Origin of the sequence: Pseudorhodoferax sp. LjRoot39 (genome assembly GCF_964253035.1) — a bacterium.
Classification (GTDB): Bacteria; Pseudomonadota; Gammaproteobacteria; order Burkholderiales; family Burkholderiaceae_C; genus Pseudorhodoferax.
Genome location: NZ_CAXUQL020000001.1, coordinates 4,853,400 through 4,879,788 on the forward strand (window position 1 = coordinate 4,853,400; position 26,389 = coordinate 4,879,788).

The following is a 26,389-nucleotide window of genomic DNA, read 5'->3' on the forward strand; positions in this document are numbered from 1 at the left end:
ATGGAAGTCAAACGCATCGGCACACAGCCATCGGCATACGCACCCGAGACCCGGTTCACCGGCCGCGTGCGCATGGACCCGCTGTTCAATGCCTCGGCACCGGCGCGCGTGAAGGCCGCGAGTGTGACCTTCGAGCCAGGTGCGCGCACCAACTGGCACAAGCACCCGCTGGGCCAGATGCTGATCGTCACCGCTGGCTGCGGCTGGGTGCAGCGTGAAGGCGGGCCCGTGGAAGAGATCCGGCCGGGCGACACGGTCTGGATCGAGCCCCATGAGAAGCACTGGCATGGCGCGACCGAGACCACCTCCATGACGCACATCTCCGTCTCGGAGGTGTTGGAGGGGCAACCCGTCGAGTGGCTCGAGCGCGTGACAGAGGTGCGCTGATGGCCGCCATCGGCATGGGCCGGCGTCGGCCGGTTCTGGTGGCCTGCGCGACAGCATGTCTGCTGGCCGCCGCCGGCGCAGCGCAGGCAGACACGTTTCCGACGCGCCCGCTGCGCATCGTGGTGCCGGCCGCAGCCGGAGGCAACCTCGACCTGGTCAGCCGCAACCTGGCGCACAAGCTCTCCGAGCAGATGGGCCAGCAGGTCATCGTGGAGAACCGGCCCGGCGGCAACTACATGCTGGCGGTCGACAACGTCAGCAAGGCGCCGGCCGACGGCTACACGTACCTGGCGATCGCCGACTCCTTCCTGTACACGCCGGCCGTCGCGCGGAGCGCGACCTACGACGCATTGAAGGACTTCACGGGCGTGAGCCTGGTCGCCCGCATACCGCTGCTGCTGGTGGTGCACCCGGCCGTGCCGGTGGCCTCCGCGGCGCAACTGATCGCGCTGGCCAGGCGCAGTCCGGGCGAGCTGACCTACGGCACGTCGGGCAACGGCAGCACGGGCCACATCGCAGCGCAGCTGTTCAGCACGATGGCAGGGGTGCAGATGACCCACGTGCCGTACAAGGGCAATGCGCCAGGCCTGATCGATGTGATGGGTGGGCGAACGTCGTTGATGTTCGACACGATCAGCACGTCGATCCCGCATGTGAAGGCCGGGAAGCTGAAGGCGATCGGCGTGACGAGCACCTCGCGGTCGCCGTTGCTGCCGGATCTGCCGACGGTCGGCGAGTCGGGCCTGGCAGGGTACGAGTCCACCATCTTCAACGGCCTGGTGGCCCGCAGCGGCACGCCGCAGCCGATCCTGGACCGCATGCATGTGGAGGTCCGCAAGGCCGTGCAGCAGCCCGACTTCCGCGCGCGGATGCTGGAGCAGGGCGTCGAGCTGCAGGCCAGCGAGTCGGCGCAGGCGTTCACGGCCACGCTGCGCGCGCTGTCGGCCAGCTATGCGCGCATCGTCAAGGACGCGGGCATCCGCGCAGATTGAAACCTCGGAGACATCGACACCATGGACATCGGATACATCGGGCTGGGAAACATGGGCGGTGCCCTGGCCCGGCGCCTGCAGCTCCAGCATCCACTGAAGGTCTATGACCGCGATGCAGACAGCGTGCAGCGCATGGTCGAGCGTGGCGCGACCCGTGCCGAGAGCCTGAAGGATCTCGCCACGGCGTGCGACGTGATCGTGCTGTGCCTGCCGACCTCGGACCACGTGCGCAGCGTGCTGCTGGGGCCGGACGGCATCGCCGCCAGCGCCAGGCCCGGAACCCTGGTCGTGGACCAGACCAGTGGCGACCCGACCGTCACGCGCGCCATCGCGGCCGAACTCGCTGCGCGCGGCATCGAGATGGTCGATGCGCCGGTCAGCGGCGGGCCGGCAGGTGCCGACGCCGGCACCATCGCCATCATGGTGGGCGCCGATGCAAGGCAGTTCGACCGCATCGGCCCCGTGCTGCGGGCCATCAGTCCGAACGTGTTCCATGCCGGCGACGTCGGTTGTGGCCACGTGGTCAAGCTGGCCAACAACCTGCTGTCGGCCGGCACGCGGCTGATGACGCTGGAAGCCATGGCGCTTGCGGTGAAGAACGGTGTCGAGGGCGAGAAAGCGCTGGCGATCATGATGGCCAGTGGCGGACGCAACTTCTGGATGGAGAAATACATGGCCGACTACATCCTGACCGGCAAGCTCAAGGCCGCCTTCGCGCTCGGCCTGCTGCACAAGGACGTGCGCCTGGCCTGCCAGCTGGGCCAGGACTCCAGCATGCCCATGCTGTTCGGCAACCTGGCCAAGGACTTCTACCAGATGGCGCTCAACGAATACAGCTTCGACGCACCCGTCAACGTGGTCGCCCTGACCATGGACCGCATCGCCGGCAGCCATGTGGTGCCCGATGGCTACTCGATCACCTGAGCCGCAGACCGCCATGGCCCTGCACATCTGCGCCAGCCGCCGCGCGCTGGCGGCGGCCCTTGCGCTGGCCGCAGCCGGCGCTGGGCTGCCGCCCGCCCAGGCGCAGGCCTGGCCCAGCAGACCGATCAAGCTCATCGTGCCCTATGCCGCCGGCGGCGGCACGGACATCATCGCGCGCAGCATCGCCACGCGCCTGGCCACGCGCATCGGCCAGCCCATCGTGGTGGAGAACAAGGCCGGTGCGGGTGGCGCCATCGGCTTCGAGGCCGGCATCCATGCGCCCCCGGACGGCTACACCCTGGTGTTCATCACGAGCGCCTATGCCACCAACGCGGCCACGGGGCGCAAGCTGGCCTACGACCCGGTGCAGGGCATCGCGCCGATCGCGCTGGTCGGCAAGACCTCGCTGCTGGTGGCCGTACCGGCGGACTCGCCGATCAAGACCCTGAAGGACCTGGCAGACCGCGCGCGCGCCCAGCCGGGCAGGTTGACCTACGGCTCCAGCGGCATCGGCTCCATGAGCCACCTGGGCATGGAGATGCTGGCCGCCGACGCGAAGCTGCGCCTCGTGCACGTGCCCTACAAGGGCATGGCACCGGCCTTCGCCGACATGATGGGCGGCAACCTGGACGCCGGCCTGGCCACCTACGCCACGACCTCGGGCTACCTGGCCGGTGGCAAGCTGCGCGGCATCGCCGTGACCAGCGCGCAGCGCGACCCCTTCATGCCGCAGTTGCCCACCGCGGCGGAGGCGGGCTTCCCGAACCTGCACATCGCGTTCTGGTGGGGCTTCATCGGCCCCAGGCAGTTGCCGCGCGCCATCGTGCAACGGCTCAACGGCGAGATCAACGCGCTGCTGGCCGAGCCGGACACCACGGCGGCGCTGGCACGCGAGGCCGCCGTGGCGGCGACGGCCACGCCGGAGGCCTTCGGCCAGACCATCGCGGCCGACGTGGCGCGGTGGGCGCGGCTGGTCAAGGAAAACGGCATCCAGACCGAATAGCACCGGCGCGCGCCCACGCGATACTGGCGGCCCTGCGCCGCAAACTGATCCCAACATGCCCACAGCCGCCCCTTCGAGCGACGACAGCCACCGTTCCCCCTTGCTGTGGCTGGTTGCCATCGGCTTCTTCATGCAGGCGCTGGACGGCACCATCGTCAACACCGCGCTGCCCGCCATGGCCAGGAGCCTGGGCGAAAGCCCGCTGCGCATGCAGTCGGTCGTCGTGGCCTACACGCTGACCATGGCGATGCTGATCCCGGCGTCGGGCTGGGTGGCCGACCGTTTCGGCACCCGGCGCGTCTACATCACGGCGATCTCGCTGTTCGTGGCCGGTTCGGTGGCCTGCGCGCTGGCGCAGAACCTCACGCAGCTGGTGGCGGCCCGTGTGCTGCAGGGCATGGGCGGCGCCATGCTGCTGCCGGTGGGCCGGCTGGCGGTGCTGCGCGCCTTTCCGCGCGAGCGCTTCCTCAAGGCCATGAGCTTCGTCGCCATCCCCGGCCTGATCGGCCCGCTGATCGGGCCCACGCTGGGCGGCTGGCTGGTGGAGTACGTGAGCTGGCACTGGATCTTCCTGATCAACCTGCCGGTGGGCCTGATCGGCCTGGTTGCGTCACGCATCTACATGCCCGATGGCCGGATGCCCTCGGTCACGCGCTTCGACATGGCCGGCTACCTGCTGCTGTCCTTCGGCATGGTGGCGATCTCGCTGTCGCTGGACGGGGTGTCGGAGCTGGGCCTGCGCCAGGCCGCGGTGCTGGTGCTGCTGGTGTTCGGCATGGCCAGCCTGGTCGCGTACTGGCTGCACGCCGCACGCCGGCCCGACCCGCTGTTCACGCCGCGGCTGTTCCAGATCCAGAGCGTCACGGTCGGCCTGCTGGGCAATTTGTTCGCGCGCCTGGGCAGCAGCTGCATGCCGTTCCTGATCCCCTTGCTGCTGCAGGTCAGCATGGGCTACTCGCCGGCCCAGGCCGGCATGATGATGCTGCCGGTGGCCATCGCCGGCATGGCGAGCAAGACGCTGGCCACGCGGTGGATCGGCCGGGTCGGCTACCGCAAGGTGCTGGTCACCAACACCATGCTGGTGGGGCTGACGATGGCCAGCTTCGCGCTCAGCGCGCCGGACCAGCCGCTGTGGCTGCGCGTGCTCCAGCTGGCGGCCTTCGGCGCGGTCAATTCGATGCAGTTCACCGCGATGAACAGCGTGAGCCTGAAGGACCTGGACGGGCCGCTGGCCAGCAGCGGCAACAGCCTCTTGTCGATGGTGCAGATGCTGGCCATGAGCATGGGCGTGGCAGCAGCCGGCGCGGTGCTGGCGGCCTACACCGGCTACTTCACCGCGGCAGGGCAGACCCAGACCCTGTTCGCCTTTCGCACCACCTTCGGAACGATGGGGCTGATGACCATCGCCTCGGCCTGGATCTTCTGGCAGCTCGCGCCGGATACGCCGAAGGCGATGCCTGCGGAGCATCCGGTGGATGTGGCGTGAGGACCATGCGGGCCTGTTCGGTGGGCTCCGATACGACAAGCTTGCCAGGTGCACCAGAGCAGCTGATGCCGTCGGTGAAAGGTCTTGACCCGGCTGCGCTTCGGGTTCGGTGAAGAAGGTGGCGAGGCAGCGCGCCTTGGGATGCTGTGCGGCACGCGCTCATGGCGGGCAGGGCGGTGGTAGCAGACGGCCAGAAGCGGAAGTTTGAACCGCCCCGGAATTCGCGGAGGCCCGTTGGCTTGAGTCAGGCCGACATGGCCTGCTGCTCAAGAGTTCGATAGTAGTTGGCCTCGAACTCGGCCGGTGGCACGTACCCGATGGGTTCGAGCAGGCGCTGGTGGTTGAACCAGGCCACCCATTGCAGCGTCGCCAGCTCTACCGATTCCTTGGTCTTCCACGCACTGCGCCGATGGATGACTTCGGCCTTGTACAGCCCATTGATGGTCTCGGCCAGCGCGTTGTCGTAGGAGTCGCCCTTGCTGCCCACGGAGGGCTCGATGCCGGCCTCGGCAAGCCGTTCGGTGTAGCGGATGCTGACGTACTGCGATCCGCGGTCGGAGTGGCACACAAGGGCATCTTCGCGCTGCGGACGACGGTCGTACAGCGCCTGCTCCAGTGCGCCCAACACGAAGTCCGTCCGCATGGAGCTGCTCGTGCGCCAGCCCACGATGCGCCGCGCAAACACGTCCACGACGAAGGCCACGTACAGCCAGCCTTGCCAGGTGGACACGTACGTGAAGTCCGACACCCAAAGCTGGTTGGGCCGCTGCGCGTTGAACTGGCGATTGACCCGGTCCAGCGGGCAAGGCGCTTTGGCGTCGCTGATCGTGGTGCGTGCGGCCTTGCCACGCATCACGCCGCGCAGACCCATGTGGCGCATGAGTCGTTCCACGGTGCAGCGGGCCACCGTGACGCCCTCGCGCTGCAACTGGTGCCAGACCTTGTCGGCGCCGTAGACCCGCAGGTTCGATTGCCACACGCGCTCGATCTGCGGCATCAGCACCGCATCGCGTTTCGCGCGGGCGCACAGCAGCTCGGGGTGGCGCTGGCGGGCCGCATGGCGCCGGTACGCCGACGGGGCGACCTGCAGTGCCCTGCAGATCGGCTCGACCCCGTGCGCGGCGCGATGCGCGTCGATGAACGCCTTCACGACTTCAGCCGGCGGTCGAGCTCCGCCTGGGCGAAAAACGCGCTGGCCAGCTTCAGGATCTCGTTGGCCTTGCGCAGCTCGCGGTTCTCCCTTTCAAGCTCCTTCATGCGCTGCGTCTGCGTCGTGGTCACGCCCTCGCGCTGGCCCGTGTCACGCTCTTGTTGGCGCACCCAGTTCAGCAGCGTCTGCGGCGTGCTGCCGATCTTGCCGGCAATCGACACCACCGCCGCCCACTGCGACTCGTACTCACCGCGGTGCTCGAACACCATGCGCACGGCGCGCTCGCGTACCTCGGGCGAAAACTTCACTGACTTCCTCATGGCTCCATCCTCTCAAAAGTTGGAGCCTCCTCAAAATACGGGGCGGTTCACATCCTTGCCCAGTTCGATGACCAAAGCGTCATCGTCTACCAGGCATATCGCCCGTCCATTGGACACTACGCAATCGAGCATGGCCGCTTCGGTGGTCCCGACTTCAGCTTCGAGCGAATGAGCTGGATCAAGCCAAACTTCCTCTGGATGATGTACCGGTCAGGTTGGGGAACTAAGCCTGGGCAAGAGGTCATTCTCGGACTGCGAGTCCGCCGTACCTTCTTCGATTCGATCCTGGATCGAGCTGTCGCCTCGACGTTCAATTCTGCCCTGCACGGTACGCACGAAGCCTGGAAGGCCAGCGTGCAGGGCTCGGACGTGCGACTGCAATGGGACCCCGACCATGCGCCGGACGGCTCCAAGATGGATCGCCGTGCAATCCAACTTGGACTCCGCGGCGATGCACTGAAGTCGCTGGCGGGGCCTGAACTGATGGAGGTGGTTGATGTCTCCAATTTCGTCGCTCAGCAACGCTCGCACGCGCTCTCCGATTGGAGCCAACTGTTGACTCCCGAGGAGCGCGTTTATCTGTCGTTGCCTTCTGCATCCATATCGGCAGATGTTCCGCCCGCGTTCTAGGGCTGGTGACCGCTTCCGGGCAGCTCATAGGAGCTCCGCGCCGGCTGCAACGGTTAAGGGTTGTGAGATACCTGCCCGGCAAGCCACAGGTCGTGGATGAGCCTCAACCTGAGGGCAGGTGTCGCACAAGCCTCCAGGGAGGAAACCGCGGATTGCGTCGCTGCGGCACTTTGTCGCAGCGGCCTATGGGGATTTGGCGTGCGCGATGCCGGTCGTTGCGGCTACGCCGCGGGTTCGCGCATGTCGGATGGCACTGTCCATGACGGCGCAGCCTGATCCGATGCGCCAGCGGCGACCGGCCGAGGATGATCCAGGATGCCGATGCGGCCGCCACGCGCACGAGTGCCCAGCCGATGCAGGCCACTGGCCGATCAGCGCGTCGTGCGATTCGTGCGTGATGTTGTTGCCGGTCATGGCGGCGGTGCGCGGATGGCCATGCCGCGCATGAAGACCAGCAAGATGCTCATCGGCTGCCCGCAGTGCCGGCAGATAAAGGTGGCAGCTGGCGGGGCTGACGCAGCAGCGTCACTGTCCGCCGCGAGGGGCGCTGGCGGAGCCTGCAGCAGCTCGCGCGCCAACGCCAGGCTGGCCGCGCGGCAGCCGTTGGCGAGCAACCCGTAGTGACGGATGCGGTGCAGGCCTGCAGGCAGTACGTGCAGCAAGAAGCGGCGCATGAACTCAGCCGGCTCCAGCTTCATGGCCTTGTGGCGCGTGCGGCCCTTGGCGCGGTAGTCTTTCCAGCGGAACGTCACGCCGCGCTCGTCCATCGCGAGCAGCCGGCTGTTGGAGATCGCCACCCGGTGGGTGTAGCGCGACAGGTAGGCCAGCACAGCCTGCGGGCCGGCGAAGGGACGCTTGGCATAGACCACCCACTCGAGCCGGCGCAGCGGCGCCAGCCAGGCGTTGAAGGCGCGCGCATCGGCAAGCTCAGCGCGCTCGCCGAAGAACTGCAGCTTGCCGAGCGCATGCAGCCGCTGCAGTTCTTCGAGGAAGCGCCGCCGGAACAGCCGCGACAGCACCCGCACCGGCAGGAAGAAGCCCGGCCGACATGCCACCCAGGTCTTGCCGTCCGGCGCCAGCCCGCCGCCGAGCACGATGCCGTGCACGTGCGGATGGTGGGTCAGCGCCGAGCCCCAGGTGTGCAGCACCAGCGTGGCGCCGATCTTGGCCCCCAGGTGCTTCGGATCGGCAGCGATGGTCAGCAGCACCTCGGCGGCCAGGTCGAACAGCAGGCCATAGAGCACGGCCTTGTTCTGGTACGCGATGTCCGCCACGGGTGCCGGCAGCGTGAACACCACGTGGTAATACTCCACCGGCAGCAGATCGGCCTGGCGCGCGTCCAGCCAGCGCTGAGCCGCCGCGCTCTGGCACTTGGGGCAGTGCCTGTTCCTGCAGGAGTTGTAGGAGACCTGGTCGGTACCGCAGCCTTCGCAGCGCAGCACGTGTCCTCCCAGCGCCGCGCTGCGGCACTGCTCGATGGCCGACATGACCTTGAGCTGGCCCAGGCTCAGGTGGCCGCGCTGGGCGGCACGCCAGGCCGGACCGTGCTGGAGGAAGACGTCGGCCACTTCCAGGGTGGGCCGTCCCACGGCGGCTCCAGCGGGCCGATCACCTCGCGCAGCAGATCGGTGGCCACGTGGGTGTAGATCGCCGTCGTCTCCAAGCGCTTGTGACCCAGCAGCACCTGGATCACGCGGATGTCCACCTTGCGCTCCAGCAGGTGCGTTGCGAACCCGTGGCGAAGTGAGTGCGTGGAGATGCGCTTGTCGATGCCGGCGGCCTCGGCGGCGGCGTGCACGGCGCGGTTGAGCTGGCGCGGCGTCAGTGGGTCGGTCGGGTCCATCCCGGGGAACAGCCAGCCACCGGGCCGCATGCGGCCCTGCGCATTGGCGATGCGCCACCAGGTGCGCAGGCGCTGCAGCAGCACCGGGCTGAGCATGGCGTAGCGGTCTCTGCGACCCTTGCCTTGCTCCACCCGCAGCGTCATGCGCTGGCTGTCCACGTCGGTGACCTTCAGATGGACGACTTCGCTGGCGCGCAGGCCGGCGCCGTAGGCCACCGACAGGGCCGCCTGGTGCTTGACGTTGGCGGCGGCAGCAATCAGGCGCGCGGTCTCTTGCACGCTGAGCACCACCGGCACCTTGTGCGGCAGCTTGACCGGATGCATGCGAGCCATCAGCTCCAGCCGCTCCAGCGTGACGTCGAAGAAGAACCGCAGGCCAGTGAGCGTGACGTTCAGCGTCATGGGCGAGGTGCCCGTATCCACCAGGTGGAGCTGGAAGTTGCGCAGATCCTCCACGCTGGCCGTGTCGGGCGGGCGGTGCAGGTAGGCGGTCAGCTTGCGCACGGCGCGGACGTAGGCCTCCTGGGTGCGCGGCTCCAGTTTGCGGATGCGCATGTCTTCGAGCATGCGCTGGCGCAGCGGGCTTACCGCCGATGTGATGGTGTCCATGGTTGCAGCTCCGTCGATGAGCGAGGCGGGATTGCCTCGACATCGACGGTGGCACCAACGCGCAGATCAGGCGCCGAGGTGCCGCGCGGAGCGCCTACCGCGCGAGCGGTTTAGTCCACGGGCGCATCGCCGTCTTCCAGCACCCGTCGAGATCCTCAATTTTCGGCTCCCGACCACCAGTGATGTGATCGGCTGGGCAACCCTCGCCGCAGCTACTGGGCGTCGAGCCTGAAGTTCGAGGCCTTCAGGACCGGACGCAGCGTGTCGGCCTCCTTCTTGAGCATGGCCGCAAACTGCTCCGGCGTGGACGCCAACGGGATCAGCCCGCTCGCGTCGAAATCCGGCTTCATCTCCGGTGCGTTCGCAACTCTGGCCAGCTCTGCCGACAGCTTCTGGACAATGGCTCTTGGGGTGCCACTCGGCGCGAACAGTCCGAGCCAGGCCCGCTCCTGGTACTGTGGGAAGCCAGCTTCGGCGAACGTGGGCACCGCAGGGAGCGTGGGATAGCGCTGCTCGCCCGTCACCGCCAGCGCCTTGACCTTGCCCGCCCGGATCTGCGCTGCAGCGGCGTTCACGGAGTTCCAGGCCGCATCGATCTGGCCGCCCACAAGATCCACCATGACCGGCGCACCGCCCTTGTACGGCACGAACTGCATGCGTGTGCCGCTCATGTGGTTGAACACCTCGCCGGCAATGTGCGAGCCGGCGGAGACCGTGCCGCCGTAGTTGAGCTTGCCTGGATGGGCTTTGGCGTGCGCGATGAACTCCTGCACCGTGTTCGCCGCCAGCGTGGACCGCGTGACCATCACATAGGGCGAATAGGCGAGCGTGCCGACCGGTGCCAGGTCGGCGGGGTCGTACGGAAGCTTCGCGCTGGCAAGGGGAACCACCACGAACGAGTTCGAGGTGAACAGCAGCGTGTGGCCATCGGCCGGCGCCCGCGCAACTGCTGCCGTGCCGATGATGTAGTTGGCCCCCGGCCGGTTCTCGACGACCACCGTCTGGCCCCAGGCGGCGCGCAGCTTCTCGGCCAGCATGCGGGCACCGTTGTCGACGCCGCCACCCGGCGTGGTCGGCACGATGATCGTGATGGTCTTGCTGGGGTAGGGCGTTGCCGCCGGCTGGGCACCGGCGATGCCGGCCATGCCCGCGAGAAGGCCCGCGGCCAGGGCGCGCTGGCGTAGCCGGTGCCGGTACCGAAATGAACGCGCTCTCATGTCTGTCTCCATGTTGTCGTTGGCCTGGAAGGCCCGGGCTCGCCGGCCCGCAACGGCCCGGCGGCGGCTCTGTGGCCTTGGCCCTCAGTCGATGAGCTTGCGGCCCCGGAGCACTTCTTCGGCCACCTTGAACGCATCGCCGGCGGCAGGCAGACCGCAGTAGACGGCGGTGTGCATCAGGATCTCGCGCAGTTCGTCGACGGTGACGCCGTTGTTCAGCGCGCCCTCGACATGGTTGCGCAGCTGGTTGGGGCGGCCCAGCGCCGTCAGCATCGCGATGTTCAGGATGCTGCGCAGCTTGGGCTCGATCACGCCACGCGCCCAGATGCGGCCGAAGCACACCTCTTCGGAGTACTCGTTCAGCGGCGCGGTGAAGGCGTTCTTCTTCTTGTCCTTGCCTTCGGCGTAGCCTTCGCCCATGAGCTCGTTCATGATGCGGCGGCCGGTCTGTCGTGCGTCCATGTGGTTCTCCCTGTGAATGGCGGTCAGTCGCGTGCGAGCGTCTTCTTGACGTCGTCTGCGGACACCTTGATCTGCACACCAGCGCGTTCGTTCTGGATCTGCATGGGCGAGCGCGAGTCGCGGTCGCCCCAGCCGCGGTCCAGTGCTTCCTGGAAATCTTCCATCGCGCGCTCGGCGTACTTCATGGGCACGCCCAGTTCGCGGCCCAGGTCCAGCGCGAGGGTCAGGTCCTTGTGCGCCAGCTTCAGCGCGAAGCTCGCGGGCTCGTACTTGTCCTGCAGGTACTGGTCGCCGATGCGGTCGAAGGTGCGCGAACGGCCGATGGCGCCCTGGCGCACGGCATGCCACAGCTCGGTGGGATCCATGCCACCTTTCACGCCCAGGCTGAACACCTCGGCGATCATCATGCGCAGCGTGATGCTGCCGCAGTTGTGCACGAGCTTGGCCACGTTGCCGGCGCCGATGTCGCCCACGTGCAGCACCTGGTCCCCAATGGCGTCCAGCAGCGGCTTGTGCTGTTCGAACACCGCCTTGTCGCCGCCCACGTAGATCGCCAGCTTGCCGGCATTGGCGCCGGCAGGTCCACCGCTGACGGGCGCGTCGAGCAGGGCGATGCCCTTCTCGGCAAAACGCTGGTGGACTTCGCGCACGACGGTCGGCGAGTTGGTCGTCAGGTCGAACCAGGCGCTGCCCGGCGCCATGGCATCGAGCAGAGTCGCGCCGAGAGCGCGCATCTCCTTGGGGCCTGGCACGGACGTGAACACGGCCTGCGCTCCCGAGGCGACATCTGCGACGGACGCAGCCCAGCGTGCGCCGGCCGCCAGATGGCGTTCGGCGCTGTCGCGGCGGATGTCGTGCACGGCCACGTCGTGTCCGGCCTGGATGAGGTTGAGCGCCATGCCGGCACCCATGGTGCCAAGGCCAATGAATCCGATCATCATGGGTCTTCCTTGCTCAGAAGTTGTGGCGAATGCCGACTTCGGCTGCGCGTCCGGAGGTGTTGGCCGCGGTGGTGGCGCCGGTGAAGGCGTAGGCCGCGCCGTTGTCGTTGCTGATGCGGGCCACGGTGCCGTAGACGGCCGTGCGTCTCGAGAGGTGGTGCACCACGCCGAGTGCGATCTTGGAGGCCTTGGGGTCGCCGGCCGTGTTGGCGCGGAACACCGAGTACGAGGCCTTGAGTTCCGTTGCGCCGATGGGTGCCGTCAGGCCGATGAGGTAACCCTTCTGCTTGAGTGCGGCCTGCTGGTTGCGGTTGGCATTGAAGGCAAGCCGCACGGGCCCGAAGTTGTAGGCTCCGGCGATGTCGCGGTAGATGGCATCGCCTGCGGCGAACTTGGTGTTGATGTATGCCGCAGCGGCACTGAAAGGGCCCTTGTCGTAGCTCACGCGGACGCCGCTGCCCGTGCCGTTGTCGTCGGTGGCCTCGACACCTGTGCCTTCGCCCCGGAAGTGCTGCAGGTTGACCGTGACGCTGTCGAACAGCTTGGGCGTGATGTAGACCAGGGCGTTGTTGCTGCGGATGGCGTTGCGGTCAATGCCCACCGCGTAGTTCATTCCCAGGCCGATGCTGAGCGCAAAGGGGTCGTACTTGCCGGTGAAGGTCTCGTAGCTGGGCGACCACTCGCGGCCGGCGCGGATCTCGCCCCAGGCGCCGCCGATGCCGACGAAGGAGCGACGGTTGAATGTGAGGCCCTGCGCCGCGCCCTGGTTCGGTACGGCGACCTGGTTGTTGTTGGGCACGGACATCCCGCTGCCGTTGTTGGCGTTGAAGCCGGACTCCAGCCAGAAGTTGGCGTAGTTGCCGTCTCCCAGGTCCTCGCGGCCGCGGAAGATCAGCTTGCTGGTGGCATTGCCGCCGCTGATCATCTGCGTGCGGCTGCTCAGCGAACCCTTGGAGTGGTTCAGCGCGGCATCGACGGTGCCGCCGATGGAGACGGAAGACTGGGCGTGTGCGAGGTGGGATGCAGCGAGTGCGCAAGCGAGCGCGAGCGGCTTGGTGAGGTGGTTCATATGTCTCCGGATCTGTGGGCAAACGGCTTGGGGCGTCCGGCGCGCGGGATGCGGCCGGTTGCGGCGTGCGGTCTTCGTGTCGCGGCGGCGTCGTGTGCTGCCATGCGCAGTGAGGTCGTGTCTCGATGCGGTGGGCGCAGTCTAGAAATCCGGTCCGGCTTGCGTCCATGGCGTTTTTCAGCACGCCATGTGCGCGGAATCGAAACGCTGCCGACGCTTCGCCCGAGGTCTGCGTATCCGGAATTTCAGGACACGAGCTTCCGGTTTTTGACATGGACGCAGGCCGCCATTGCTTCCTAGACTGGCGTGCAAAGGAGACCCCATGAGCACCACCGAGACGAGCGCGCCGCCCGTGCGCATCCGCCAGCACATCGCCGGTCAATGGCGCGATGCAGAGCAACACGAAGAGGTGCGCGACCCGTACCGCAACGAGGTCATCGCCTCCGCGCCGGTCTCGTCGCTGCAGGACGCGGACGACGCCTTGGAGTCCGCCCGCAAGGCCAGCAAACCCATGGCCGCACTGCCCGGGCACGAACGCGCCAAGCTGCTGCACCGCGCCGCCGACCTGGTCACGGCCCGCACGGAGCAGATCGGCCGCACCATGGCGCGCGAGACCGGCAAGGCACTGCGCGACTCCCTGGTGGAGACCCAGCGCGCGGCCGAACTGATGCACCTGTGTGCCGAAGAGGCCGTGCGCATCCAGGGCGAGCACATCCCCATGGACGCCAGCGCCATCGGCGCCGGAAAGATCGCGATGATGATGCGCTACCCCGTGGGCGTCGTCACCGCCATCACGCCCTTCAACGGGCCGATCAGCCTGGCCGCGCACAAGCTCGGTCCGGCCTTGGCGGCCGGCAACTCCCTGATCCTCAAGCCGTCGCCCAAGGCGCCGCTGTGCGTGCACCAGTTCGTCGAGACGGTGCTGGAGGCCGGCTTCCCGGCGGGCGCGATCAACACCGTCTATGGCGACACCGTGGGCCCGAAGATCGTGAGCGATCCGCGCGTGGATTTCGTGAGCTTCACCGGCTCCATTGCAGTGGGCAAGATCATCCGCAACGCGGTGGGCATGAAACGCGTGGCGCTCGAGCTCGGCGGCGTGGGCCCGACCTTCGTGCACCACGATGCCGACATCGCCGCCGCCGCCAAGGCCTGCGCGCGCAATGGCGTGGCGCTGGCAGGCCAGAGCTGCATCTCGGTGCAGAACGTCTACGTGCACAAGCGCGTGCACGACCGCTTCGTCGAGCTGGTGCTGCAGGAGATCGATGCCATCCGCTTCGGCGACCCGATGGACATGGCGACCGACGTCGGCACGCTGATCGACGAGGCCGCCGCCATCCGCGTCGAGCGCATGGTCGAGGAAGCCATCGAGGCCGGCGCCCGTCCGCTGCGCGGCACCCGGCGCAATGGCGCGCAATTGGGCGCCACCGTGCTGAGCCAGGTCAACCAGAACATGCGCGTGGTGTCCGACGAAATCTTCGGCCCGGCGTTCAGCATCCTGCCGTATGAAGAGATCGAGCCGCTGTTCAGCGCAATCAGCGAGAGCGTGTACGGCCTGCAGTGCGGCATCTTCACCAACTCGCTGGATCTTGCGCTGAAGGCCATCCGCACCATCCGCACAGGCGGCGTCATCGTCAACGGCACTTCGCGCTGGCGTTCGGACCAGATGCCCTATGGCGGCGTGAAGGACAGCGGCATGGGGCGCGAGGGGCCGAAGTTCTCCATCCGCGACATGACCGAAGAGCGCTTGTTCGTTCTGAACTGAGCGGGAGCCCACCATGCGAATGACCGCTGCCGTCCTGTACGAGCAATGCCTGCCTGCGCCCTATGTCGACAGCCAACCGCTGAAGATCGAAGAGGTGGAACTCGACGGCCCGGGCGAGGGCGAGGTGCTGGTCGAGGTGCGATCGGCCGGCCTGTGCCACTCCGACCTGTCGCAGGTGGCCGGGCTGCGCAAGCGCACGCTGCCGGTCGTCATGGGCCACGAGGGCGCGGGCATCGTGCGCGAAGTGGGCCGTGGCGTCACCGCGTTCAAGCCGGGTGACCACGTCGTCATGACCGTGGGCTCGGGCTGCGGTGCCTGCGACTACTGCGTGAACACGCGGCCGGTGCTGTGCGAGCTGGTTGCCGCATCGCGCGCCAAGGGCGAGCTGACCAATGGCGCACGCCGGCTGCAGCGCGGTGCGCTGGGCCTGTACCACCACAGCGGCGTGTCGTCTTTCGCGCAGTACGCCGTGACCATGCCCGAGACGCTGGTCAAGGCCGATCCGGCGATCCCCTTCGACGTGGCGGCCATGTTCGGCTGTGCGGTCGTCACGGGCGCCGGCTGCGTCTTCAACGCGGCCAAGGTGCGGCCGGGGCAGAGCGTGGCCGTGGTCGGTCTCGGTGGGGTCGGCTTCAACGCCGTCATGGCAGCGCGGATCGCCGGCGCGTCGACCATCGTCGGCATCGACATCAATCCCTCCAAATTCGCGCTGGCCAAGGAGCTCGGCTGCACCCACACCGTCTCGGCGCGCGACGCGAACGTGGTGGAGGCCGTGCGCGACCTCACGCGCGGTGGCGTGGACTTCGCGCTGGAGATGTCCGGCAGCAAGGCCGGCATGGCCACGGCCTACGCCATCACGCGCAAGGGCGGCGAAATCGTCTGCGTGGGCCTGGGCGCTTCGGGCGACCAGTACCCGTATCCGCACACCGCACTGGTGGGCGAGGAGAAGGTGATCCGCGGCTCGCTGATGGGCAGTTGCGTGCCGCAGCGCGACCTGCCGCTGTACATGCGCTACCACCTTGAAGGCCGGCTGCCGGTGGAGCGGCTCATGAGCGGCAGCTTCGGCTTCGATGAACTGAACCTGAACCTGGACCGCCTGGAGCACGGCGAGGTGCTGCGCCAGATCCTGCACCCGCACGGCTGAAGCCGCCGCACGACCAGCCGGCATGAACACGCTGTCTGCCACCGACGCCATCCGCGGATGGGCGCCGATCCCGTGCGGCGAGCGCGACCTCGCCTGCGTCACGGCCGAGCCGTTCTTCCAGGTGTCCGCCACGGCGCTGCCGTTGGAGGGCCCGGCGTTCGACCGCGCGGGCAACCTGCTGTTCGTGGACATCTACGGCGGGCGCGTGCTGCGGCTGTCGCCCACGCGCGAGTTGACGACGGTGCATGCAGAGCCGGGCCAGAACCTGTCCGGCATCGCCGTGCACCGGGACGGCCGCATCTTCGTGGCGGCCGTCGGCCCGCGCAACGGCCAGGGCTTCTTCGACGCGGGCACGGTGTTCGCGCTGGCGCCCGATGGCAGCCAGCGCGAGACCATCGTGCCGCCCAGCGCCGGCCATGCCGTCAACGACCTGGTGTTCGACCGGCACGGCGGCTTCTACATGACGGACTTCCGCGGCGCGTCCACCCAGCCGACGGGCGGCGTCTACTACATGCCGCCGGATGGCCGCACGCTGCAACCGGTGTTGCCCAAGCTGTGCGGCGCCAACGGCGTGGCGCTCGGGCCGGGCGACGATGTGCTGTGGGCCACGGAGTTCAGCGCCTGCCGGCTGCACCGCGCCGATCTCATGGCGCCTGCCACGATCGGCCACACGGGCACCTCGGTTCCCTACCACTTCATCGGTCCGGGGCCGGACTCCATGCGGGCAGACGCGCAAGGCAATGTCTACGTGGCGCTGAACCGGCAGGGGCGGGTGCTGGTGTTCAGCCCCTACGGCATCCCCATCGCGCAGATCCTGCTGCCCGGGCGCGAGCGGAACCACTTCCTGCGCTGCACCAGCCTGGCGCTGATGCCGGGCTCGCGCGAACTGTTCATCGTCGCGCGCGATGAAGTGGGCGGTGGGGGCGCGATGGTCTTTCGGGCCGGCGGCCTGGCGGACGGGCTCACCCTGTTCTCGCACCAATGACAACGTGAGCGGGGCCGGCACCGCGCCTGCGGACACGCATGCGCCCGGCCCTGCATCGATCCGCCACACACAACGAAGGAGACAGGCACATGACAGTGACACGCAGAACCCTGCTGGTGGCTTCGGCACCGCTGCTGGGCTGGGGCAGGGCCATGGCCCAGGGCAGTTATCCGAACCGGCCGATCAAGGTCGTGGCGCCGTTCACGGCCGGGGCGGCGGCCGACACGCTGCTGCGCAGGGTCACCGAATCGGCGGGCAAGCTGCTGGGCCAGGCCATGGTCGTCGAGAACAAGCCGGGGGCGCAGGCCGCCATTGCGGCCCGCCTCGTCGCGCGGGCGGCCCCGGATGGCTACACCTTGATGATGGGCGGCAACTCATCGCATGCGGCCAACGTCCATACGCTGAAGAACCCTGGCTACGACCCCGTCGCCGACTTCACGCCGATCGCGCAGCTGAGCCTGAACCCTTTGATGCTCGTCGTGCCCGCCAGCCTGCCGGTGCGCACGGTGCAGGAGTTCATCCAGTACGCCCGCGAGCGGCCCGGCAAACTCAGCTATGCCACGGGCAACTCCGGCATGCTGGTCGCCGCGAAGCTGTTGACGACCCAGGCCGGCATCGACGCGCTGGCCGTCAACTACGCCGGTGCGGCGCCGGCCACGACGGACCTGCTGGCCGGGCGCATCGACTTCATCATGAACGACCCGGTGGTGGCGGCGCCCTTCGTCAAGACCGGGCAGCTGCGCGTGTTGGGCGTCACCTCGCGCCAGCGCATCCCGCTGTTCCCCGATGTGGCACCGTTGGCAGAGCAGGGCTTGCCGGACTACGACTACGCGTCGTGGTCTGCCATGTTCGCGCCGGCGGGGCTCCCGGCGGAGATGGTGCGCAAGCTGCACCAGGTCTTTGTGCAGGCCATGGCCGATCCGGCCATGCAGGCCTTCGCAGCGTCTGCGGGCATCATTGCGCAGACGTCGAGCCCCGAGCAGTTGCGCGCCCATGTGCAGGCGCAGATCGCTCTGTGGGGGCAGTGGACGCGGGTGGCGGGGCTGGCACCCGAGTAGGGGCTGCGCAGCCGTGCCGGCGCGGGCTCAGGCGCGCGTCGGCAGGGCGACGACGGCCGTGCCCGGCATCGCGTTCTGGTCGCGCTGGTTGCGCGCCCAGGTGGTCAGACGCACGATGTGGTCGCCGTTCGCGTCGATCTCCTTGGCTTCGACACGACCGCCCAGCCGGAGCACATCGCCAAGGTAGACGTGGGCGCGGTACTGGCCGAACACCTGCTTGACAACGCCCGCATCGCCGGCCCAGTTGGTCAGCGCGTGGATGCCCCAGGCCGTGCGCTGGATGCCCACGTCGTAGGCGATCTGCGCGCCCTGCAGCTGCGCCGCATAGTCGTTGTAGTGCACCGAGTAGACCGGTTCCAGCGCGTGCGTGCGGGGGTCGCGGAAGGCCCACTTCGGGTGCTTGTGGTACTTCCTGAGCGCGACCGAATGCGCCGAGACACGCGGGATCGGCGCGGCGCCACCGGCGATGAAGGCGATGAAGTCGGTGAGGCCCAGGGGGCCCTTGGTGACGAGGTCGATCTCGTCGCCCACCTGCACGTCCTCCCAGAAGCGCGGCGTGGCGCCGCGCGGCCTTTCCGCCAGGATCTGCTCTTCGATGGCTGCCAACTGGGAGGCCGTCCAGGGGTGCGGTACCTCGATCTTGCGCGTCTCTGCACGCTTTTGCATCTCGCCACGTTCGAACCGCATGCGCGAGCAGATGAAGTCGGCCACGACCTCGCCATGCTGGTTGAGGTACTGCTGCAGGATGTAGTCCTTGATGCGGCGCCCGCCGAAGTTGCTGTCGGCGGTGGGGCCGTCGAAGCCCTGGAACACCACGCGGCAGGTGACCTTGTCGCCCACGCGGATCGGCCGGTGGAACTTGATCGTCGTCTCGCAGTGGAAACCGCCCAGGCCAGGCCACCCGACCTGGATGCCACCGAGGCAGGCGAAGATGAAGCTGGGTGGCGCGATGAGGCCGCCGTAGGCCGTGCCTTGCGCGTAGGCGCCATCGGTCCACAGCGGGTTGTCGTCCCCGATGCCTTCGCAGAACCGCAGGATCGCGGTGCGGGTGGCGAACTCGTTGTTGACGCTCGCTTCCGTGCGCAGCTCTGTGCCGATCAAGGCGCGCATGTCGGCAAGCATCTGGTCGGTGAACTTGCCGGTGGCCAGCTCCTTGGTGATGGCGGGGCTGTGTTCGGCGGTCGTTGCGGTCATGTGCGGATGCCCGAAGGGCCTGGGTGCGTCGTCAAAACATCGATGTTGGCCTCTGCGGCCACCGGCGTCCAACGCGATTTCCAGGTTTCCGGCATCGGAAAATCCGAAGCGCCACGACCCGGCGTGGCCCGGCAGCAGTTGCCATGCGCAGGCGCCAGGTCGTGGTGCGCGTTCGCGCCTGGATCAGGGCGCAGCGCAGCTGAAGCTCGCCGCCTGGTTGGGGTCACCGGTCCCGGCGTACCGCGGGTAGCTGGGGTACTCGCACAGCGGCCGCGCCCGGCCGCGCGTGGCGGTGTTGGTGTCCACCGTGACCTGGCCGGTTGGCGGCGTGCCGTCTTCGACCCAGGCTTCCAGGGCCGCCAGCGCATCCCACGAGGAGCGGAAGTCGCCGCCGCCGTGGGCAAACCCAGGCACCACGTAGTACCTGGCAAATCCCGCGAGCTCGGCGCCGTAGCGCTGCGTCAGGCTGCCGAAGTACGCGCTGGTCATGGACTCGGGCACCAGCATGTCGGTGGTGCCCTGGACGAGCAGCAGCTTGCCGCCCCGGCTGCGGAAGGTGTCGACGTTCGGGTTCGACGCATCGTAGATGCGCGACATCTGCTCCACGCGGGGCTGCCAGGTGCGGTAGTCGAAGCCTTCGGAGCTGGCCGCCGCGTCGCGGTAGAAGAAGTACTTGATGGTCCCGTCGACGAAGCCGTAGTAGCTGGTTGCGGTGCCGGTGCCGGCCGCGTCGAGCCAGACACTCAGGTCGCCGCCCTGGTACACCGGGTAGGCCCCGATGCCGGTGATGCCGTTGGCCAGCGGGAAGGCGAACGCCATCGGGCTGGCGCCGGTCTGCATGGTGGCGATCTGGGCATCCGACAGGCAGGTGTTGCCGGTGTCGGTGCCGTCCGGGCAGCGCAGCGCGCCCACGTTGAACGTGGCCTTGCAGGCGCTGGTGTTGGAGACCAGGCCGTCCGCCAGCCCGTCGAGCGCGTCGCAGCTTTCCATGACCTTGGCCTTGAGCAGTGCCTGCTTGTCGCGGTTGAGGTAGCCACCCGGCACGCGGTAGGCGGCCTGCCACATGCGGTACCACGACAGCACCAGCGACTGGTTCTGCGCCGCGGGGTAGTAGGCCACCACACCGTCGAAGTCGCTGCCATAGCGCTGCATGGCGTGCAGGCCTTCCTGGCCGCCCTTGGAGCCGCCCTGGTAGTACTGCTTCCACGGCGCACGCGCGTAGTAGCCGTTGACGAGGGCCAGCGCCGCATCGCGCGTGCGCTTGACGCTCTCGCCGCCGTAGTTGAGCGCCGCCTGGTCGTTGACGAAGAAGCTCGCACCGGGCGTCTGGTGCCCGGAATCCCCGCCGTAGGTCACGTAGCCGCGCGCCAGCGGCGTCGCGGCGCCGGCCGGGCCGCTCGAGATGCCGCCGGTGCCGCTGACCACGCTGCCGTTGAAGCCGCCGCCGCCGAACTGCAGCGTCTTGACGTTCCAGTTGCTGGGCAGGTTCAGCTGGAACTTGATGGCCGGATCGGCGGCGGTCAGCGCCAGGATGTCGCCCTGGACGCGGCAGTACTCGGGCGCACCCGTGGCCGCGTCCGCTGCCTGCAGCGCCGCGCTGCTGATCGTGGCACCGCCCGTCGGCAAGCCGATCGCCGTCGCCTGCACGGTGGTGCCGGCCAAGGCAGCGCAGCGGGCCGGTGCATCGCCGACCTGCACGTTCGCAGGGCGTTGCGGCAAGGGCGGCATATCGTCACCGTCGGAATCCGAGCCGCCGCACGCGACCAGGCCCAAGGCGAGAACGCCGATGCCCAAGGCTGGGATGATGGGCCGCGAACGCGCGGGCCTGCATGGTGGTCTGCTCATCTCTGTCTCCAGTTGGAATGGGTGCGCCCTCGATGGAAGGCGCGACAGATGCTGAGCCGAAACCGGGTGCGCCGTATCGTCCGATCCGACGAACGTCCGCCAGGTCCATGCGGATTTTCGGGAGGCGGTCTGCGGGTTTTCCGAACGCGACTTCGCCCCTCAGCCCGGCAGTGGCAGGCGGTCGATCAGCTTGTCCAGCGTGATCGGGTAGTCGCGCACGCGCACGCCGGTGGCGTGGTGGATGGCGTTGGCAATGGCGGCCGCCACGCCGCACAGCCCCAGCTCGCCCACGCCCTTGGCCTTCATGGGCGAGGACAGCAGGTCCACCTCGTCCAGGAACACCACGTCCTGGTGCGGGATGTCGGCATGCACCGGCACCTCGTAGCCGGCCAGGTCGTGGTTGACGAAGAGGCCGTGGTGCGTGTCCACCGCCAGCTCTTCCATCAGCGCGGCGCCCACGCCCATGGTCATGGAGCCGATCACCTGGCTGCGGGCGGACTTGGGGTTCAGGATGCGGCCGGCCGCGCAGACGGCCAGCATGCGCCGCACGCGCACCTCGCCGGTGTGGGCGTCCACGCCCACCTCGACGAAGTGCGCGCCGAAGGTGGCTTGCGCGAAGCGCTTGTCCAGGTCACCGAACTCGATGCCGTCCTCGGCCACCAGTTCCTGCGTGGTCGCTGCCTGGGCCAGCGGCAGGCTGCGCGTGCCCACGCGCACCATGCCGTCCTCGAAGCTGGCCTGGTCCACCGCCAGGCCCAGGCGGCCGGCCACCTGCTCGCGCAGCTTCAGGCAGGCCGCGTAGACGCCGGACGTGGCGCAGTTGGCGCCCCACTGGCCGCCGGAGCCCGCGGAGACCGGGTACTGCGAATCGGCCAGGCGCACCACCACGCTGGCCATGGGCACGCCCATCATCTCGGCGGCGGTCTGCGCGATGACGGTGTAGCTGCCGGTGCCGATGTCGGTCATGTCGGTTTCCACCGTGACGGTGCCGCGCGCGTCCAGCCGCACGCGCGCGGCCGATTTGGACAGCGCGTTGCCGCGCAGCGCCGCCGCCGTGCCCATGCCGATCAGCCAGCGGCCCTCGCGCCGCGTGCCGGGGGTGGTGTGGCGCTGGCTCCAGCCGAAGCGCTCGGCGCCCACGCGGAAGCACTCGACCAGCTGGCGCTGCGAGAAACGCCGTTCCGGCTTCTCGGGGTCCACCTGCGTGTCGTTCAGGATGCGGAAGGCGACCGGGTCCATGCCGAGCTGCTGGGCCATCTCGTCCATGGCGATCTCCAGCGCCATCATGCCGGGCGCCTCGCCGGGCGCGCGCATGGCGCTGGCCTCGGGCAGGTCCAGCACGGCCTGGCGCACGGCGGTCATGCGGTGGGCGCCGGCGTACAGCAGCCGCGTCTGCATCACGCCCGCCTCGGGGCGGCCACCGGGCAGGTCGCCGGACCAGCTCTCGTGCGCGATGGCGGTGATGCGGCCATCCCGCCCGGCGCCGATGCGCACGCGCTGGATGGTCGCGGCGCGGTGCGTGGTGTTGTTGATCGACAGGGGCCGCTGCAGCGCCACCTTGACGGGCCGGCCGGCCGCGCGCGCGCCCAGTGCCGCCAGCAACGCATCGGCGCGCAGGAACAGCTTGGCGCCGAAGCCGCCGCCCACGTAGGGCGAGACCACCCGCACGTTCTGTTTGGGGACGCCGAGCGTTCGGGCCAGGTCGCCCGTGGCCCAGTCGACCATCTGGGTGGAAGTCCACAGCGTCAGGCGTTCGCCCTCCCAGGCCGCCATGGAGGCATGCGGCTCCATCATCGCGTGCGACTGGTCGGGCGTGGTGTAGCTGCCGTCGAACTGCACCGGCGCTGCGGCGAAGGCGCGCGGAAAGTCGCCCACGGCGCTGTCGGGCGAGCCGCCACCGGGGATGCGCTGGGGCACGCTGGCGCTGCCCCGCAGGGCCGCCAGGTCGTAGGCGCCGGCCTCGCGCACATAGTCCACGCGCACGAGCTGGGCTGCGGCGCGCGCCTGCTCCAGCGTCTCGGCCACCACCAGCGCCACGGCCTGGTGGTAGTGCTCCACGGCGGGGCCGGCCAACAGCCGCGCGGTGTTGAAGTTGCCCTTGGTCAGGCTGCCGGCGCTGCGCGCCGTGACGATGGCCAGCACACCCGGTGCGGCCTGCGCCGCCGCGGTGTCGATGGCCGCAATCCGGCCCTTGGCAATGGCCGCGCCCAGCACCACGCCGTGGGCGGCATGGGGCACGGCGTCGTGGCGCTCGTAGGCGTAGCGGGCACGGCCGCTGGTCTTGAGCGGGCCGTCGATGCGGTCGAGCGGCTGGCCGACGACCTTCAACCGGTCGATCGGGTTGGTGCCGGCGGGTGTGTCGAATTTCATCGGTCAGCCTTTCGCTTCGGCCAGCACGGCGGCCAGCGTACGTTCGGCCAGCGTGATCTTGAAGCCGTTCTCATGGGTGGGCTGCGCACCGTCCAGCAGGCGGGCGGTCACGGCACGGGCACCGCGTGGCAGCTCAGCGTCTGCCGCCTCCACGCGCCAGGGTTTGTGCGCCACGCCACCGAGGGCCACGCGGCCGCTGCCGTCGGGCTGCACGATGGCGGCCACCGACACCAGCGCGAAGGCGTAGGACGCGCGGTCGCGCACCTTGCGGTACAGCTGCCTGCCGCCCACGGGCGGGGGCAGGGTGACCGAGGTGACCAGCTCGCCCGGTGCCAGCGCCGTCTCGATCTGCGGGGTGTTGCCGGGCAGCCGGTGGAAGTCGGCGATCGGGATGGTGCGGGCGGCACCGTCGGCACGCACCGTCTGCACCGTGGCGTCCAGCACCCGCAGGGCCACCGCCATGTCGCTCGGATGCGTGGCGATGCAGGCGCTGCTGCCGCCGATGACGGCATGCTGCCGGCTGAAGCCCTGGACGGCCGCACAGCCGCTGCCGGGTTGGCGCTTGTTGCAGGGCAGGTTGGTGTCGTAGAAGTAGGGGCAGCGCGTGCGCTGCAGCAGGTTGCCGGCCGTGGTGGCCTTGTTGCGCAGCTGGCCCGAGGCGCCGGCCAGCAGCGCGCGCGACAGCACGCCGTGGTCGCGCCGCACGCGGGCGTCGGCCGCCAGGTCGGTGTTGCGCACCAGCGCGCCGATGCGCAGGCCGCCCTCGGCCGTGGGCTCGATGCGGTCCAGGCCGATGCCGTTGACATCGACCAGGTGCGCCGGCGTCTCGATCTGCAGCTTCATCAGGTCCAGCAGGTTGGTGCCGCCGGCGATGAACCGGGCACCCGGCGTGCGGGCCACGGCCAGCGCGGCCTCGGCCGGGGTGCGGACACGTTCGTAGGTGAAGGGCTTCATGCGCGTGCTCCGGCCACTTCGATGACCGCCTCGACGATGTTGGAGTAGGCGCCGCAGCGGCAGATGTTGCCGCTCATGCGCTCGCGCAGTTCTTCTGCGGACAGCAGCGGGCGCACCGTCAGGTCGGGGCTCACATGGCTGGGCACGCCGGCCTTGATCTCGTCCAGCACGGCCACCGCCGAGCAGATCTGGCCCGGCGTGCAGTAGCCGCACTGGTAGCCGTCGTGCTTGACGAAGGCGGCCTGCATGGGGTGCAGCGCGCCGGGCTGGCCCAGGCCTTCGATGGTGGTCACGCTGGCGCCGTCGTGCATGGCCACCAGCGACAGGCAGGCGTTGATGCGCCGCCCGTCCACGATGACGGTGCAGGCACCGCACTGGCCGTGGTCACAGCCCTTCTTGGTGCCGGTCAGCTGCAGGTTCTCGCGCAGCGCGTCGAGCAGGGTGGTGCGCGTGTCGGCGTCCAGCGTGTGGGGCTGGCCATTGACCGTGAGGCTGGTGCGCATGCTTGGCACGGCGCCATCGGTGCTGCGGGTGGTGCCGGAGGCGGGCAGGGTGGCCGTCTGGGCGCAGCCGGTCACCGACAGCGCGGTGGCCGATGCGGCGCTGGCGAGCATGAGGCCGCGCCGGGAGATCGGGGAAATGTTCATCGTGTGCAGGATTCGGGTGGAGTGCCTTGCACTCTAGGGAGTCGCCGGCCTGCGCACTAGCCGCCCGGGGGTTGACGCAGCAGCAAGCTGCGGTTGATGGTGGTTCGGCCTGCGGACGGATCGCGGGCAGGCGTGGCAGCGGCGCGATCCGGCGCGACGTCGTTCACGAAACCCGCACACCAGCTCCCGAAAACCGTCATGGACGCTGCGACACCCTGCTGCATAGACTGCCCCGCAGACAAGCCACAGGAGACACCGCATGCTGAAGATGACCGCCGCCGTCATGTACGAACAGGGCCTGCCGGCTCCCTACGCGCAGAGCCGCCCCTTTCGCATCGAGGAGGTGGAGCTGGACGGCCCGGGCGACGGCGAGGTGCTGGTCGAGGTGCGCGGCGCGGGGATCTGCCATTCCGATCTGTCGGTCGTCGAGGGGCTGCGCAAGCGGCCCCTGCCCGTGGTGGGCGGACATGAGGGCGCCGGCATCGTGCGCGAGGTCGGGCGCGGTGTGCAGGGCCTGGCCCCGGGCGACCACGTGGCCATGGCCGGTGTGGCCGGCTGCGGCCAGTGCCGTACCTGCCTGGCAGGGCGGCCGGGCCTGTGCCAGGCCGTGAGCGGCGCGCGGGCCGAGGGCATCCTGGCGACCGGAACGCGCCGGCTGCGGCTGGCCGGTGGCGGCAAGCTGAACCACTACAGCGGCATCTCGGTCTACGCGCAGTACGCGGTGGTGGTGCCGCAATCGCTCGTGAAGATCAGCAAGGACGTGCCGCTGGACGTGGCCGCCCTGTTCGGCTGCGCGGTGGTGACGGGTGCCGGGGCGGTGTTCAACAGCGCGCGGGTGAGGCCGGGCGCGCGCGTGGCCATCATCGGCCTGGGCGGTGTCGGCCTCACGGCCGTCATGGCGGCGCGCGAGGCGGGCGCCTCGCAGATCATCGGCATCGACGTGCTGCCGGCCAAGTTCGACCTGGCACGCGCCGTGGGCGCAACCGACTGCGTGGACGCGCGCGACCCGGACGCCGTGCAGCAGGTGCTGGCCCTGAGCGATGGCGGTGTGGACCACGCGTTCGAGATCTCGGGCAACCTGCACGCGCTGCAGATGGCCCAGGCCATCGGCGTGCGCGGCGGCGAGGTCATCGGCGTGGGTGTGGGACAGAGCAGCGCCAGCTTCACCGTCCCCCACCTGGCCTGGGTCTGCGAAGAGCGTGTGCTGCGTGGCTCCTTCATGGGGGGCGGCGTGCCGCAGGACGACATCCCCCGGTACGTGGACATGTACCTGCGCGGGCGCCTGCCGGTGGACCGGCTGCGCAGCGAGCACATCGGCTTCGACCGGCTGAACGAAGGTTTCGACCTGCTGCATGGCGGCGGCGTCGTGCGGCAGATCCTGCTGCCCCACGGTTGAG

At 69.0% G+C, this 26,389-nt stretch carries 23 protein-coding genes and 1 other annotated feature; of the genes, 11 read left to right on the forward strand and 12 right to left on the reverse strand.

Annotated features, from left to right (window positions below):
* From ACSQ4M_RS22655 to mdtD, 5 genes are read left to right on the forward strand one after another with little or no spacing between them, the layout of a single operon-like run.
* Positions 1 to 387 (forward strand): (R)-mandelonitrile lyase, encoded by a 387-nt coding sequence (locus tag ACSQ4M_RS22655; protein WP_436191668.1) that lies wholly within the window; start codon positions 1 to 3, stop codon positions 385 to 387.
* The gene (locus tag ACSQ4M_RS22660) at positions 387 to 1,379 is read left to right on the forward strand and encodes a tripartite tricarboxylate transporter substrate binding protein (RefSeq protein ID WP_436191669.1); all 993 of its coding nucleotides are present in this window, start codon (positions 387 to 389) and stop codon (positions 1,377 to 1,379) included. Before ACSQ4M_RS22655 ends, ACSQ4M_RS22660 begins: the two co-directional genes overlap by 1 nt.
* A gap of 21 nt (positions 1,380 to 1,400) precedes the next feature.
* Entirely contained in the window at positions 1,401 to 2,303 is a 903-nt protein-coding gene (locus ACSQ4M_RS22665; RefSeq protein WP_436191670.1) for an NAD(P)-dependent oxidoreductase, read from the forward strand.
* Positions 2,304 to 2,316: 13 nt separating this feature from the next.
* Entirely contained in the window at positions 2,317 to 3,306 is a 990-nt protein-coding gene (locus ACSQ4M_RS22670; protein ID WP_436191671.1) for a tripartite tricarboxylate transporter substrate binding protein, read from the forward strand.
* A 55-nt stretch (positions 3,307 to 3,361) separates the two neighbouring features.
* The gene (mdtD, locus tag ACSQ4M_RS22675) at positions 3,362 to 4,792 is read left to right on the forward strand and encodes a multidrug transporter subunit MdtD (protein ID WP_436191672.1); all 1,431 of its coding nucleotides are present in this window, start codon (positions 3,362 to 3,364) and stop codon (positions 4,790 to 4,792) included.
* A 244-nt stretch (positions 4,793 to 5,036) separates the two neighbouring features.
* Here the strand turns inward: mdtD and ACSQ4M_RS22680 are convergent.
* Positions 5,037 to 6,262 (reverse strand): IS3 family transposase gene (locus ACSQ4M_RS22680; RefSeq protein ID WP_157086564.1). Its coding sequence is split into 2 segments (ribosomal slippage): positions 5,037 to 5,974 and positions 5,974 to 6,262, totalling 1,227 coding nucleotides; the frame shifts between segments, so codons are not numbered across the junction.
* Positions 5,868 to 5,984: a sequence feature (AL1L pseudoknot), on the reverse strand. Its footprint overlaps the gene before it by 117 nt.
* A 51-nt stretch (positions 6,263 to 6,313) precedes the next feature.
* On the opposite strand from ACSQ4M_RS22680, the gene ACSQ4M_RS22685 reads away from it, so the two are divergent.
* Positions 6,314 to 6,892, forward strand: a complete 579-nt coding sequence (locus ACSQ4M_RS22685) for a DUF4291 domain-containing protein (protein ID WP_436194053.1) — start codon at positions 6,314 to 6,316, stop codon at positions 6,890 to 6,892.
* Between the two features lie 410 nt (positions 6,893 to 7,302).
* Here the strand turns inward: ACSQ4M_RS22685 and ACSQ4M_RS22690 are convergent, their stop codons facing one another.
* The 6 genes from ACSQ4M_RS22690 to ACSQ4M_RS22715 all read right to left on the reverse strand — a co-directional run bounded on the left by ACSQ4M_RS22690 (position 7,303) and on the right by ACSQ4M_RS22715 (position 13,033).
* Positions 7,303 to 8,481 carry an IS91 family transposase gene (locus ACSQ4M_RS22690; protein WP_436191673.1) on the reverse strand — a complete coding sequence of 393 codons (1,179 nt, stop codon included), beginning with the start codon at positions 8,479 to 8,481 and terminating at the stop codon, positions 7,303 to 7,305.
* Positions 8,400 to 9,344, reverse strand: coding sequence for a tyrosine-type recombinase/integrase (locus tag ACSQ4M_RS22695; protein WP_436191674.1), 945 nt, complete (start codon positions 9,342 to 9,344; stop codon positions 8,400 to 8,402). The genes ACSQ4M_RS22690 and ACSQ4M_RS22695 overlap by 82 nt, the downstream gene beginning before the upstream one ends.
* A 212-nt stretch (positions 9,345 to 9,556) precedes the next feature.
* Positions 9,557 to 10,561 carry a Bug family tripartite tricarboxylate transporter substrate binding protein gene (locus ACSQ4M_RS22700; RefSeq protein ID WP_436191675.1) on the reverse strand — a complete coding sequence of 335 codons (1,005 nt, stop codon included), beginning with the start codon at positions 10,559 to 10,561 and terminating at the stop codon, positions 9,557 to 9,559.
* A gap of 84 nt (positions 10,562 to 10,645) precedes the next feature.
* Positions 10,646 to 11,023 (reverse strand): carboxymuconolactone decarboxylase family protein, encoded by a 378-nt coding sequence (locus tag ACSQ4M_RS22705; RefSeq protein WP_436191676.1) that lies wholly within the window; start codon positions 11,021 to 11,023, stop codon positions 10,646 to 10,648.
* A 23-nt stretch (positions 11,024 to 11,046) separates the two neighbouring features.
* Positions 11,047 to 11,964, reverse strand: coding sequence for an NAD(P)-dependent oxidoreductase (locus tag ACSQ4M_RS22710; protein WP_436191677.1), 918 nt, complete (start codon positions 11,962 to 11,964; stop codon positions 11,047 to 11,049).
* 13 nt (positions 11,965 to 11,977) lie between these two features.
* The gene (locus tag ACSQ4M_RS22715; protein WP_436191678.1) at positions 11,978 to 13,033 is read right to left on the reverse strand and encodes a porin; all 1,056 of its coding nucleotides are present in this window, start codon (positions 13,031 to 13,033) and stop codon (positions 11,978 to 11,980) included.
* A 322-nt stretch (positions 13,034 to 13,355) separates the two neighbouring features.
* Between ACSQ4M_RS22715 and ACSQ4M_RS22720 the strand changes: the two genes are divergently transcribed.
* From ACSQ4M_RS22720 to ACSQ4M_RS22735, 4 genes are all read left to right on the forward strand, one after another.
* Positions 13,356 to 14,795: an aldehyde dehydrogenase family protein gene (locus tag ACSQ4M_RS22720; protein WP_436191679.1), complete on the forward strand. Its 1,440-nt coding sequence runs from the start codon at positions 13,356 to 13,358 to the stop codon at positions 14,793 to 14,795.
* Positions 14,796 to 14,808: 13 nt separating this feature from the next.
* Positions 14,809 to 15,939: a zinc-binding dehydrogenase gene (locus tag ACSQ4M_RS22725; protein ID WP_436191680.1), complete on the forward strand. Its 1,131-nt coding sequence runs from the start codon at positions 14,809 to 14,811 to the stop codon at positions 15,937 to 15,939.
* A 22-nt stretch (positions 15,940 to 15,961) separates the two neighbouring features.
* Positions 15,962 to 16,924 carry an SMP-30/gluconolactonase/LRE family protein gene (locus ACSQ4M_RS22730; RefSeq protein ID WP_436191681.1) on the forward strand — a complete coding sequence of 321 codons (963 nt, stop codon included), beginning with the start codon at positions 15,962 to 15,964 and terminating at the stop codon, positions 16,922 to 16,924.
* 89 nt (positions 16,925 to 17,013) lie between these two features.
* Complete coding sequence (locus tag ACSQ4M_RS22735; protein ID WP_436191682.1) at positions 17,014 to 17,982, forward strand: Bug family tripartite tricarboxylate transporter substrate binding protein; 969 nt, start codon at positions 17,014 to 17,016, stop codon at positions 17,980 to 17,982.
* Positions 17,983 to 18,009: 27 nt separating this feature from the next.
* Here the strand turns inward: ACSQ4M_RS22735 and ACSQ4M_RS22740 are convergent, their stop codons facing one another.
* The 5 genes from ACSQ4M_RS22740 to paoA all read right to left on the reverse strand — a co-directional run bounded on the left by ACSQ4M_RS22740 (position 18,010) and on the right by paoA (position 24,992).
* Complete coding sequence (locus tag ACSQ4M_RS22740; protein ID WP_436191683.1) at positions 18,010 to 19,176, reverse strand: FAS1-like dehydratase domain-containing protein; 1,167 nt, start codon at positions 19,174 to 19,176, stop codon at positions 18,010 to 18,012.
* A 183-nt stretch (positions 19,177 to 19,359) separates the two neighbouring features.
* Positions 19,360 to 20,895 (reverse strand): tannase/feruloyl esterase family alpha/beta hydrolase, encoded by a 1,536-nt coding sequence (locus tag ACSQ4M_RS22745; protein WP_436191684.1) that lies wholly within the window; start codon positions 20,893 to 20,895, stop codon positions 19,360 to 19,362.
* A gap of 285 nt (positions 20,896 to 21,180) precedes the next feature.
* Positions 21,181 to 23,391 (reverse strand): aldehyde oxidoreductase molybdenum-binding subunit PaoC, encoded by a 2,211-nt coding sequence (paoC, locus tag ACSQ4M_RS22750; RefSeq protein WP_436191685.1) that lies wholly within the window; start codon positions 23,389 to 23,391, stop codon positions 21,181 to 21,183.
* Between the two features lie 3 nt (positions 23,392 to 23,394).
* Positions 23,395 to 24,345, reverse strand: a complete 951-nt coding sequence (locus ACSQ4M_RS22755) for an FAD binding domain-containing protein (RefSeq protein WP_436191686.1) — start codon at positions 24,343 to 24,345, stop codon at positions 23,395 to 23,397.
* A complete protein-coding gene (paoA, locus tag ACSQ4M_RS22760; protein ID WP_436191687.1) occupies positions 24,342 to 24,992 on the reverse strand; it encodes an aldehyde dehydrogenase iron-sulfur subunit PaoA in 651 nt (216 codons plus the stop codon). Before paoA ends, ACSQ4M_RS22755 begins: the two co-directional genes overlap by 4 nt.
* Positions 24,993 to 25,251: 259 nt before the next feature.
* On the opposite strand from paoA, the gene ACSQ4M_RS22765 reads away from it, so the two are divergent.
* Positions 25,252 to 26,388 carry an alcohol dehydrogenase catalytic domain-containing protein gene (locus ACSQ4M_RS22765; protein ID WP_436191688.1) on the forward strand — a complete coding sequence of 379 codons (1,137 nt, stop codon included), beginning with the start codon at positions 25,252 to 25,254 and terminating at the stop codon, positions 26,386 to 26,388.
* Position 26,389 lies beyond the last annotated feature (1 nt).

Coding starts and splice junctions, on each gene's coding strand:
- ACSQ4M_RS22655 (WP_436191668.1), top strand. CDS start 1: ATGGAAGTCAAACGCATCGGCACACAGCCATCGGCATACGCACCCGAG.
- ACSQ4M_RS22660 (WP_436191669.1), top strand. CDS start 387: ATGGCCGCCATCGGCATGGGCCGGCGTCGGCCGGTTCTGGTGGCCTGC.
- ACSQ4M_RS22665 (WP_436191670.1), top strand. CDS start 1,401: ATGGACATCGGATACATCGGGCTGGGAAACATGGGCGGTGCCCTGGCC.
- ACSQ4M_RS22670 (WP_436191671.1), top strand. CDS start 2,317: ATGGCCCTGCACATCTGCGCCAGCCGCCGCGCGCTGGCGGCGGCCCTT.
- mdtD (WP_436191672.1), top strand. CDS start 3,362: ATGCCCACAGCCGCCCCTTCGAGCGACGACAGCCACCGTTCCCCCTTG.
- ACSQ4M_RS22695 (WP_436191674.1), bottom strand. CDS start 9,344: ATGGACACCATCACATCGGCGGTAAGCCCGCTGCGCCAGCGCATGCTC.
- ACSQ4M_RS22700 (WP_436191675.1), bottom strand. CDS start 10,561: ATGAGAGCGCGTTCATTTCGGTACCGGCACCGGCTACGCCAGCGCGCC.
- ACSQ4M_RS22705 (WP_436191676.1), bottom strand. CDS start 11,023: ATGGACGCACGACAGACCGGCCGCCGCATCATGAACGAGCTCATGGGC.
- ACSQ4M_RS22710 (WP_436191677.1), bottom strand. CDS start 11,964: ATGATGATCGGATTCATTGGCCTTGGCACCATGGGTGCCGGCATGGCG.
- ACSQ4M_RS22715 (WP_436191678.1), bottom strand. CDS start 13,033: ATGAACCACCTCACCAAGCCGCTCGCGCTCGCTTGCGCACTCGCTGCA.
- ACSQ4M_RS22720 (WP_436191679.1), top strand. CDS start 13,356: ATGAGCACCACCGAGACGAGCGCGCCGCCCGTGCGCATCCGCCAGCAC.
- ACSQ4M_RS22725 (WP_436191680.1), top strand. CDS start 14,809: ATGCGAATGACCGCTGCCGTCCTGTACGAGCAATGCCTGCCTGCGCCC.
- ACSQ4M_RS22730 (WP_436191681.1), top strand. CDS start 15,962: ATGAACACGCTGTCTGCCACCGACGCCATCCGCGGATGGGCGCCGATC.
- ACSQ4M_RS22735 (WP_436191682.1), top strand. CDS start 17,014: ATGACAGTGACACGCAGAACCCTGCTGGTGGCTTCGGCACCGCTGCTG.
- ACSQ4M_RS22740 (WP_436191683.1), bottom strand. CDS start 19,176: ATGACCGCAACGACCGCCGAACACAGCCCCGCCATCACCAAGGAGCTG.
- paoC (WP_436191685.1), bottom strand. CDS start 23,391: ATGAAATTCGACACACCCGCCGGCACCAACCCGATCGACCGGTTGAAG.
- ACSQ4M_RS22755 (WP_436191686.1), bottom strand. CDS start 24,345: ATGAAGCCCTTCACCTACGAACGTGTCCGCACCCCGGCCGAGGCCGCG.
- paoA (WP_436191687.1), bottom strand. CDS start 24,992: ATGAACATTTCCCCGATCTCCCGGCGCGGCCTCATGCTCGCCAGCGCC.
- ACSQ4M_RS22765 (WP_436191688.1), top strand. CDS start 25,252: ATGCTGAAGATGACCGCCGCCGTCATGTACGAACAGGGCCTGCCGGCT.